Origin of the sequence: Paenibacillus forsythiae T98 (assembly GCF_000520735.1) — a bacterium.
Taxonomy (GTDB): domain Bacteria; phylum Bacillota; class Bacilli; order Paenibacillales; family Paenibacillaceae; genus Paenibacillus_AQ; species Paenibacillus_AQ forsythiae.
This window is the reverse complement of the sequence record NZ_ASSC01000509.1, coordinates 1-10,120: the sequence shown is the minus strand read 5'-3', so window position 1 is coordinate 10,120 and position 10,120 is coordinate 1. Positions and strand designations below refer to the sequence as shown.

The following is a 10,120-nucleotide window of genomic DNA, read 5'->3' as shown; positions in this document are numbered from 1 at the left end:
TGGATTGAACAGTAGCACCGCCCCCGCCTGGGCCAGCCGGCTGCTCGGCGGAACGGGAACCCACAGATCCTCGCAGATTTCCACGCCGAAGACCAGATTGGAATTCTCGCCGCACACAAACATCAGATCGCTGCCGACCGGGACCGCGGCCCCGCCGATGCGCAGCTCCGTGGTCTCCAGTTCTTCGGCTCCGGCGAACCAGCGGGGCTCGTAGAACTCGCTATAGCCGGGAATGCAGGTCTTGGGCACAATCCCGAGTATGCTTCCGCTTTGGATGACGGCGGCGCAATTATACAGTCGGCCTCTGATGTCGATCGGCAGGCCGGCAATCACGACCATGCTTAGCTCTGCTGTTCTGGCGGCGATGGCGAGGAGAGCTTCCAGGGCGGAGTCCAGCAGCCGATGCTGCATGAACAAGTCCGCGCAGGTATAGCCGGTGATGCACAGCTCCGGCAGTACAAGGTATTCGACCTGCTGCTTGTCCGCTTGCTCAATGACTTCGATGATTTTATTGGCATTAAATTCACAGTCCGCAACCCGAAGTTCTGGGGAGGCGGCGGCGACTCTTGAGAAACCGAAATTCAGCAATGGATTCACCTATCCTCTTGGTATGAGTGTAATTTCGTTGACATTAAATTTAGCATAATAAGGATTCGTGTCAATATTGAGCAGATTCAGCCTTCTCCATGACCGAAGCTCTCAAAGAACTTCGTCGCCAGGGTGGACGCATATTTTCCCTTCATCATAATGGCGGCAATGCGCGTGCGCAGCGAATCGCTGCTGATTTCCTTGCAGAGCAGATTGCCGCTGCTCACCAGCCCCAGAGCGGATTTCGGAATAATGCCGATGCCAAGGCCGGCGTTGGCCCACAGCAGCGTCGTCCGGGCGTCGTCGTTCATGCAGAACAGCAGCGGCTCGAAGCCGTGCTCCAGGCAAGCGTCGGTAATCAGCTGCTCGAATCGGCGGTAGATAATGAGCGGCTTGTCCTCCAGTTCGCCAAGGTCAATTCGGGTATGGCCGGGTTTAAAATCAAGCTCCCGGGTCATGACCGCGATCATCGGCTCGGAATCGGTATAGCGGCATTCGAGATGGGCCGAATTGAACGGAGTGCGCACAATGCCGAGCTCTACAATTCCTCTGCTCAAGAGGTCGATAATTTTGAAGGTGTTGCCTTCATGAATCTCGAATTTGACTCCCTCATAAGTCCGGTGGAACTCGCACAGCCGGTTCTGCAGCAGGGCGGACCCCGAGGAGGAGACCGTTCCGATGGACAGCGTTCCCGTTAGCCCCTTGACATAATCGCCGATTTCCCTTGTTGTCGCGTCGGCCAAATCGAGAATTTGCTGCGCCCGGTTCCGCAAAATCACACCCGCGTCGGTAAGCTGGATGCTGCGCGGCCCCCGTTCGACCAGCTTGACGCCCAGCTCTTCTTCCAGCTGCTTTAGCTGCTGGCTGAGCGGGGGCTGCGCCATTTGCAGCTTCCTCGCCGCCGAGGTAATCTGGCCTTCCTCGGCAATCGTCAAAAAATATTTAAGCTGTCTGATATCCATTATGAATCCCCGCCCTATGGAATATGACTAACGTATCGGAGGGATACGAATCCAATATTATTAATATGGATGCAGTTATGACATAATCATAACTGTTCTTTCTGTGTTTGTGAAATATATTACGTATCTACTTGAATGGGTGTGATTGTAGAAATGAATAAGATTGGCGTATTTCTGAAGCCTTACCGGAAGCAATTGATTATCGGCCCGATCTTCAAGCTGCTGGAGGCGATCCTTGAGCTGCTGCTGCCGACCATCGTCGCGCTGATGGTGAACAGGGGCATCGGATCGCATGACTCGGCTTACGTATACCGGATGGGGGGGCTTATGCTGCTTATGTCCATCCTTGGCTTCTCCTGCTCCATGGTATGCCAGTATTCGGCGTCCCGGGCGTCCCAGGGCTTCGGGACACGGCTGCGGAACGCGATGTTCCGGCATATTTCTTCGCTGTCTTACGCCGAGCTTGACCGGTTCGGCACGCCTTCGCTTATCAACCGGATCACGAATGACGTGAATCAGCTCCAGCTGGCGGTTGCCATGCTGATCCGGCTTGTAATCCGCGCGCCGTTTATCGCCATTGGAGCGATTATCATGGCCATGATTCTCGACTTGCGCTTGTCGCTTGTGCTGCTGGCGGCCGCGCCGGTCTTTGCCGTTCTGCTGTACTGGATCATTTCGCGCTCATCGCCGCTGTACCGCAAGTACCAGCAGAAGCTGGACGGAATCGCCCAGGTGCTGAGCGAGAATCTGTCCGGCATCCGGGTTATCCGCGCTTTCGCCAAGCGGCGCAAGGAACGGGAGCGCTTCGCCGCCGCAGCGGACGATGTGACGGCGACGGCCCTGCGCGTCGGCCGGATTTCGGCTCTGCTCAGTCCATTGACCTCTCTGGTGGTCAACGGGGCCATCCTTGCGATTCTATGGGCGGGAGGCATTCATATTAACGCGGGAAGGCTGTCGCAAGGGGAAATTATCGCTTTTATCAACTATGTTACACAAATTTTGCTTGCGCTGATCGTTACCTCGAATCTGGTGATTATATTCACCAAAGCCAATTCATCGCTGGCCAGAGTTAACGAAGTGCTGACGGCGGCCAGCTCGGTTGCGGAGCCGGAGCATCCGGCAATTCCGCCACTCGCGGATGGTGGAGCCGCAGCTGTATGCCCTGCTATTCAGGCGGAGGGGGCGGGTTATTCCGAGCAGGTCTCCCGGACTCCGGCCATCGAGTTCGACCATGTGTCTTTCGGATACAGCAGGGGAGGAGAGCTTGCGCTGGAGGATGTGTCCGTTGCCATCTGGCGGGGGGAGACCGTGGGTCTGATTGGCGGCACGGGCTCGGGCAAATCGACATTCGTCAATCTGATTCCCCGCTTCTATGACGCCTTCTCGGGCGAAGTGCGGGTGAACGGATTGAATGTCAAGGATTATCCGCTTCTTCGGCTTCGGGAGTCCATCGGCATCGTTCCGCAGAAGGCGGTGCTCTTTACAGGCACGATCGCGGACAATATCCGCTGGGGGAAGAAGGAGGCGACCGAAGAGGAAATCCGCGCGGCGGTAGCTGTCGCCCAGGCAGAGGAGTTCGTCTCCAAGCTGCCGGAAGGTCTGGATACGGCGATTTCCCGGGGCGGAATGAACCTGTCTGGCGGGCAGAAGCAGCGGCTGACCATCGCGCGGGCGGTTGTTGGCCGCCCGGATATTCTGATTCTGGACGATTCCTCCAGCGCGCTCGATTTCGCCACCGACGCAGCGCTGCGCCGAGAGCTGAAAGAGAGCCGCGCCGGGATGACGACGCTGGTCGTCTCCCAGCGGGTCGGCACCGTCCGGCAGGCCGACAGAATTATCGTGTTCGAGGAAGGGCGGATTGCCGGCATCGGCCGGCATGAGGATTTACTTCACAGCTGCGAGGTTTACCGTGAAATCTGCAACTCCCAGCTGTCAAGCGAGGAGGCGGCTGTATGAACGGCAGACAGGTTTGGAAAAGATTGATCGTCTATACGGCGCAATTTAGAAGCTCCGCCATTCTGGCGGCGCTCTGCGCGGTGCTCAGCGTGGCGGCCAGCCTGATCGGCCCGCTGCTGATTGCCCGGGCGGTCGATGATATGGTTGGACCGGGGAAGGTGGATTTTGGCGCGCTGCCCGGGCTGCTCCTGGAATTGGCCGTTGTATTTCTTGCCGGGAGCCTGTGCGGCTGGCTGCTGACCTATCTGACGAACCGGATCGCCTATCAGACGGTAAACCGCATGCGCAATGAGCTGTTTGACAAGCTGAACGTCCTGCCGCTGAAATTCCATGACAACCACCCGCAGGGCGATCTGATCAGCCGGTTCGTGAACGATATGGACGCCGTTTCGGACGGTCTGCTTCAGGGCTTTCAGACTTTGCTTACCGGCGCGGTTACGATCGTCGGCGCCATCGGACTGATGCTGTACATCAGCCCGCTCATGACTGTGGTCGTGCTGCTGTCCGCGCCCGCTTCGTATTATATGGCCCGGTTCATTACGACGCGCTCGCAGAAGCTTTTCCGCGACCAGGCCAAAATTCTCGGCGGCCTTAACGGCTATGTGGAGGAAGTGGTCGGCGGGCAAAAAATCGTTCAGGCTTTTCATTACGAAGCCCATACCTATGAGCGGTTCGAGGGGCTGAACGAGGAGCTGTACCGGGCCGGAGTCCATGCGCAGTTTTACGGCTCGCTCTCCGGGCCGACGACCCGGCTGGTCAACAATATTACATTTTCCGTTATCGCAATCATCGGCTGCATCGTCATTATCGCGGGAGGGCTGACCATAGGGGATCTGTCCGGCTTTCTGATCTACTCGAATCTGTTCGCCAAGCCGTTTAACGAAGTAACCGGCGTCATTACGCAGCTTCAAGCCGCCGCTGCCTCGGCGCAGCGCATCTTTGCCGTTCTGGACCTTGAGCCCGAACAGCCGGATGCTCCGGAGGCGTTTGACCCCGAGCCGGGTCAGGGGATGATTGAATTTGACCAGGTCCGGTTTGCCTACACTTCGGGTCGCCCCTTGATAACGGGCTTCAGCCTGAAGGTCAAACCGGGCACCCGGGTTGCCATTGTCGGACAGACGGGGGCAGGCAAGACGACGCTGGTCAACCTGTTGATGCGTTTTTATGATGTCGACAGCGGAGCCATCCGAATCGGAGGCGTGGACATCAAGGATATGACGCGCGACAGCCTGCGCCGCAATTTCGGCATGGTGCTGCAGGATACGTGGCTGTTCGGCGGAAGCGTCAGGGACAACATCGCTTACGGCAATCCGGAGGCGACCGATGAAGAAGTCATCGCCGCCGCCAAAGCCGTCAGCGCACACAGCTTCATCAAGCGTCTCCCGGATGGCTACGACACTGTGATCAGCGGCTCCGGCGACAATCTGTCCCAGGGACAGAAGCAGTTGCTTACCATCGCGCGCGTGCTGCTGGCCGATCCCCCGATGCTCATTCTGGACGAGGCGACGAGCAGCATTGACACCCGGACCGAAATCCGCATCCAGTGGGCATTCCTGAAAATGATGGAGGGGCGCACCAGCTTCGTCATCGCCCACCGGCTGTCCACGATCCGCGAATCGGACCTTATTCTGTTCATGAAGGATGGAGACATCGTGGAAAGCGGGACCCATGAACAGCTGCTTCGCCACGAGGGCTATTACGCCCGGCTGTACAACAGCCAATTTGTGGCCGTTTAATTCAGTTATTCAGCCCATTTCATGCACCTTTCAGCAGCGGGTTCTATACTATATTCATGACCCCCAAAGATGATTTAACCCCGCCGGATGGCGGGGTTCTTTTTTTGACTAATATTTACATAAACTCGACGAATTCGCCCACGGGCTTCCGGTAGCCGCGCGGTCTGATCTTGCGCTGGTTATCCTTGCCGATGGTGATCAGCATCACGGGAACAAGGTGGTCCGGCAGCCCGAGAACGTTCTTGACCGCCTCCGGATCGAATCCGATCATCGGGCACGTATCCCAGCCCTTGTCCTTGGCGACCAGCATGAACTGCATGGCGGACAGTGAGGCGTTGCGGATCGCTTCGTCGCGCTGGAAAGCCTCTTTACCTATGTAAGCTTGATTGATCGCGCCAAGCACGCCGTCATATTCCTCTTGCGACATCGCCCCCAGCATTTTGAGACCGCCGTAAATTTCCGGCGCCTGCTTGTAGGCATGCATATCGCCCAAGACGACAATGACAGCGGAAGCGGTATGAACTTTGTATTGTCCGTAGGCGCTCTCGCGGATCTGTTCCTTAAGCGCGGGGTCCGCGATCACTTTATAACGGGCGTGCTGTAAATTGAAAGCCGAAGGAGCAAGCCGGGTATAGGAGAAGATTTCCTCCAGCTCATTCTGCGGAATTTGAACGTCCTCCACGAAATTCATGGCCGATCTGCGGGCTTGGACAACATCTAAAAAAGGGTTGGCGGCTGCTTGCGTATTCATTGATATGTCCTCCATTCGATGATTAAAAATCAATTGATTTATTTTAATAACATACTTACTAATAGTTACTTAATAATATATCATGACTTCAATTATCCGTCAATGATACGATGAATAGCTTCCCCGGTCTTCTGAAAATTTGCCGATTTTGAGATTGCCGGTTTCTCCAAATCGTAATATCGTAATAGAGTCTATTAAATTATGCGACGGATATTTGAAATACAGGAGGGCTTATATCGATGCTTTTCAAAGAAAATGATGTGATTTTGTTCCAGGGCGACAGTATCACCGACGTTGGCCGCAATCGCTTCGACGCATATTCGCTGGGAACCGGCTATCCCCTGATGGTCGCCGGGCGGCTTGGCCTGCTGTTTCCGGAGAAAAAGCTTACGTTCTACAACCGGGGCATCGGCGGCGACCGGGCAGTTGATCTCGTGCGGCGCTGGGACAGGGACTGCCTTGCCCTGAAGCCGACCTGGGTATCCATCTATATCGGCATCAATGAGAGCTGGTGCCGGTACGACGGCGGCGAGGAGACGACGCCGGAAGCATTCGAAGCGCAGTACCGGAATTTGCTGGACCGCACACGGCAGACTCTGGATGCCAAGCTCATTCTGATCGAGCCGTTCGTGCTGCCGGTTCAGGGGCTGAACCGCGACTGGAGGGACGATCTGGACCCGAAAATCGGGGTTGTACGGAAGCTGGCCCGCGAATACGAAGCGCTGCTCGTGCCGCTTGACGGCTTGTTCGCCGCCGCTTCGGTGAAGGCCGATCCGGCCTATTGGGCCGAGGACGGCGTTCATCCGACCCCTGCAGGCCATGCGCTGATTACCGAAGCGTGGCTCAAGGCGGTCGGAGTGAACTGATTTAACCGCGGGTTGTTCGCGGAAAGGATGCCATTGGCTACCTGCGAGTCCCTGATTTCTCCAGTTTCGGTTTTGCTGTTATAATATAGGGAACGCGTGTTTCTGGTCGTCAACCTGGGAGACCGTTTATTTGGTCCGGCAGCTCCGCTCGGGACGGAAGGAACAGGCTGGAGCACAGAGCATAAGCTGATCCCATACGATTGGAATGCGGCGGCTGATCTGGCGGAAAGAAACGGAAGACCCGGCTATGCCACTTGCGATCCGCAGCGGAAGAGCGCGGTAATTCGTCCATGCGCCATCGGCTTGCCGATTTGATAAAGAGAGGAATGGAAATCCCATGACAAGTGATACAGAGCAAGATTTGGAAGGCTTGAAAGCGGCGGGGAAGGTCGTCGGGTTCACGATCGCCGAGATGAAAAAAAGCGTAAAGCCCGGCATGACGACGCTGGAGCTTGACCAGATCGGCGCGGAAATTTTGAAGCGCTTCGGGGCGAGGTCAGCTCCGAGGGAGGTGTATGATTTCCCTGGCGATACGTGCATCAGTCTGAACGAAGAAGTGGCGCACGGTATTCCGGGTCCGAAGGTGATCCGCGCCGGTGACCTCATCAACATCGATGTATCCGCTGAACTGAACGGTTACTTCGGGGATGCCGCGGTATCGTTCCAGCTGCCTCCCTACAACCAGAAGCTGCTGCGCCTGTGCGCCAGCGCCCAAGAAACGATGATGAGCGTAATCTCCCATTTGCGCGCCGGAATGCGGGTGAGTGAAATCGGCAGAGTGATGGAAGCGGAGGCCCGCAAGCGCGGATACAAAGTGGTGCGGAACCTGTGCAGCCACGGGATCGGCAAAACGCTGCACGATACGCCGCATGAAATTCTGCCCTATTACAATCCCCGCGAGACAACCGTTCTGAAGCCAAACCAGGTCATAACGGTTGAGCCGTTCCTGTCGACCGGCGCGCAATACGTCGAGCAGCAGCCGGACGGCTGGACATTGACGGTGCCCGATAACAGCCGGGTCGCGCAGTTCGAGCATACGATCATTATCACCAAGGGCCGGCCGATCATCTTGACGGGGGCCTGAAATCCGGCTTCGGCCGCTGTCCGCAGGCTGTCAAGGACATTCAACCTCGCGCAGCTTTAATCCAGGTAGGCGACAACCTCATTCAGTTGTTCCAACGCCTTCGGAGATATTTTCAAGGTGGAACCGGGCTCTCCCGTACCTCCGTAAATGAAAGGATGGCGGAAGAGCCTCCGGTCCACGATGCAGGGCAGCGGAAGCATCAGCGATACACTCCCCACTTCATATCCGGTAAGCTGCAGAACCTGCTTGGGACTTGCCATTTTTAGAGAATCCCGACCGAGCAGAGCCGCCGTTTCTTCCAGATTGACGCGTCCGCGGTCGCCGGAAGCGATCAGGGCGAAATATTCATCTCCGGCTCTCAGCACCAGGGCGGGCGCGGTCTGTCCGATTTCGATTCCCAAAAAGGCTGCGCCTTCCTGCGCCGTTTTAATGGGTCCTTCATGCTGAATGATTTCATACCCGATTCCTTTTTCCCGTAAAACATGCTCCAATTGTTCCATTTGATCCATGAGCGCCTCCAAGTCATATTTTTCCACATTATAACTCTCGCCACCGTTGACAACAACCGCTAAGGTGACTATGATATTTCCAAGCTAAACGGCTAAACGGCCTCTCATACCGGAGGGCAAAGGAGAGACATCCTATGAACATCAGCACCCGATTTGCGGTTGCCATCCATATCCTGGCTCTGCTTGAGATTAACAAAGGGGACAAGAACACCTCCGAATGGATCGCCGGAAGCGTGGGCACGAATCCGGTAGTGATCCGCCGGATTACAAGCATGCTCGGCAAAGCGGGCCTGATCGAGGTTCGGCCGGGGGTTGCCGGAGCCAAGCTGGCCCGCGCCGCCGGAGAGATTACACTGCTGGACATTTATTTGGCGGTCGACGCCGTTGGACAGGATTCCCTGTTCGCGGTTCACGATCATCCAAATCCGGACTGTCCCGTCGGCCAGAACATCGCGGGGGCTATCCTTCCGGTGTTCTCGCTCGCCCAGCAAGCGATGGAAGACGTACTCCGTAAAGTGACGCTGGAGCAAATTGCCTCGCAAATCCCGGTCTGACAGGGAGACGAGCCTGAAGCCAACGCGCCCGGCCTGCCTCCAAGGAGCTGCCTCCAAGGAGTACGGTACGGAGGGCGGTCCCGAAACTCCGCCTTTTTAGTTAAATCGAATACAGATGACCTGGCTCCGCCGATTGGCGGGGTTCTTTTTTTGTCCTATTTGCATCTATACAAACTTTAGAGAACCTGCTATACTAAGCGCAGCAACCTGTAACTAACGTAGTTACAAGTTGGACTTGACGCTGCGGGTCCTATGCGGCTGTTTGGGACGGAGCATACCACCATTTTATTAAAGGGAGGAAATGAGGATGAACATTGCGGTAATTGGAGCAAGCGGGAAAGCGGGAAGCCGGATCGTGAGGGAGGCGCTGGACAGAGGACACGAGGTTACGGCGATTGTGCGCGACGCGTCGAAAGCGGCGGGCAGCGGGGCGGCGGTGGTTGCAAAGGATATTTTTGATCTGACGACTGGTGATTTAAGCGGATTTGATGCCGTTGTGAACGCCTTTGGCGCGCCGATGGGCGAGGAGCATCAGCATGTGGATGCGGGCAATGTTCTGATTGAGGCGCTGAAGGATGCGCCGGATACCCGGCTGATTGTCGTGGGAGGGGCGGGCAGCCTCTTTGTGGATGAAGCGCAGACGATTCGCGTGATCGACACGCCGGAATTTCCGGATTTCGTGAAGCCGACCGCGTCAAATCAGTTTAAGAATCTGGAAATTTTGCAAGGGACGGATTCGCTGCTCTGGACGTTTATCAGCCCGTCGGCGAATTTTGCCCTGGGACAGCGGACCGGTGCCTACGAGAAAGGAAAAGACCAGCTGCTGGTCAACTCTAAAGGCGAGAGCTATGTGAGCTATGAAGACTATGCGGTGGCCGTGCTGGACGAGATCGAGCACCCGGCGCATATCCGTGAACGGTTCACGGTGGTTTCTGAATCCTGAATACACAAGAAGGCAGGCATGCCGCGCACAGCGGCTTGTCTGCCTTCTTTGCAGTTTGGCGGTGCGGTGCCTCTACTGCCGTTACTGGCCCTCTTCCGCCAATTCGGCAATGCGCCGGCCCGCATCCCCCCGGTATAGTCCGCCGTGGTAGCAGATGACGTTCTCGATGGC

General features: G+C 56.5%; 11 protein-coding genes. 7 read left to right on the top strand and 4 right to left on the bottom strand.

The genetic code is table 11. The features are described from left to right. Positions 1 to 597, bottom strand: a 597-nt coding sequence (locus tag L692_RS29050) for a nitrilase-related carbon-nitrogen hydrolase (RefSeq protein WP_332258269.1), incomplete at its 3' end; no start/stop codon positions are given. Positions 598 to 674: 77 nt separating this feature from the next. After that, the gene (locus L692_RS0115885) at positions 675 to 1,550 is read right to left on the bottom strand and encodes a LysR family transcriptional regulator (RefSeq protein WP_025701125.1); all 876 of its coding nucleotides are present in this window, start codon (positions 1,548 to 1,550) and stop codon (positions 675 to 677) included. Between the two features lie 153 nt (positions 1,551 to 1,703). Here L692_RS0115885 and L692_RS0115880 point away from each other — a divergent pair, with 153 nt between their 5' ends. Both L692_RS0115880 and L692_RS0115875 read left to right on the top strand, forming a co-directional pair. After that, positions 1,704 to 3,506: an ABC transporter ATP-binding protein gene (locus L692_RS0115880; protein ID WP_025701124.1), complete on the top strand. Its 1,803-nt coding sequence runs from the start codon at positions 1,704 to 1,706 to the stop codon at positions 3,504 to 3,506. After that, positions 3,503 to 5,242: an ABC transporter ATP-binding protein gene (locus tag L692_RS0115875; RefSeq protein WP_025701123.1), complete on the top strand. Its 1,740-nt coding sequence runs from the start codon at positions 3,503 to 3,505 to the stop codon at positions 5,240 to 5,242. The genes L692_RS0115880 and L692_RS0115875 overlap by 4 nt, the downstream gene beginning before the upstream one ends. 115 nt (positions 5,243 to 5,357) lie before the next feature. Here L692_RS0115875 and L692_RS0115870 read toward each other — a convergent pair whose 3' ends face one another. Continuing rightward, positions 5,358 to 5,993 (bottom strand): nitroreductase family protein, encoded by a 636-nt coding sequence (locus L692_RS0115870; protein WP_025701122.1) that lies wholly within the window; start codon positions 5,991 to 5,993, stop codon positions 5,358 to 5,360. A 239-nt stretch (positions 5,994 to 6,232) separates the two neighbouring features. On the opposite strand from L692_RS0115870, the gene L692_RS0115865 reads away from it, so the two are divergent. From L692_RS0115865 to map, 3 genes are all read left to right on the top strand, one after another. After that, the gene (locus tag L692_RS0115865) at positions 6,233 to 6,859 is read left to right on the top strand and encodes an SGNH/GDSL hydrolase family protein (RefSeq protein ID WP_025701121.1); all 627 of its coding nucleotides are present in this window, start codon (positions 6,233 to 6,235) and stop codon (positions 6,857 to 6,859) included. Positions 6,860 to 6,955: 96 nt separating this feature from the next. Then, the gene (locus tag L692_RS0115860) at positions 6,956 to 7,174 is read left to right on the top strand and encodes a hypothetical protein (RefSeq protein WP_025701120.1); all 219 of its coding nucleotides are present in this window, start codon (positions 6,956 to 6,958) and stop codon (positions 7,172 to 7,174) included. A gap of 22 nt (positions 7,175 to 7,196) precedes the next feature. Next, on the top strand, positions 7,197 to 7,943 hold the full coding sequence (gene map, locus L692_RS0115855) for a type I methionyl aminopeptidase (protein WP_025701119.1): 747 nt from the start codon (positions 7,197 to 7,199) through the stop codon (positions 7,941 to 7,943). Positions 7,944 to 7,999: 56 nt separating this feature from the next. Here map and L692_RS0115850 read toward each other — a convergent pair whose 3' ends face one another. Then, positions 8,000 to 8,452: an aminoacyl-tRNA deacylase gene (locus tag L692_RS0115850; RefSeq protein ID WP_232238805.1), complete on the bottom strand. Its 453-nt coding sequence runs from the start codon at positions 8,450 to 8,452 to the stop codon at positions 8,000 to 8,002. 134 nt (positions 8,453 to 8,586) lie between these two features. Between L692_RS0115850 and L692_RS0115845 the strand changes: the two genes are divergently transcribed. Then, positions 8,587 to 9,006 carry an Rrf2 family transcriptional regulator gene (locus L692_RS0115845; protein WP_025701117.1) on the top strand — a complete coding sequence of 140 codons (420 nt, stop codon included), beginning with the start codon at positions 8,587 to 8,589 and terminating at the stop codon, positions 9,004 to 9,006. Between the two features lie 307 nt (positions 9,007 to 9,313). Then, on the top strand, positions 9,314 to 9,949 hold the full coding sequence (locus L692_RS0115840; protein ID WP_025701116.1) for an NAD(P)-dependent oxidoreductase: 636 nt from the start codon (positions 9,314 to 9,316) through the stop codon (positions 9,947 to 9,949). The last annotated feature ends 171 nt before the right edge of the window (positions 9,950 to 10,120 follow it).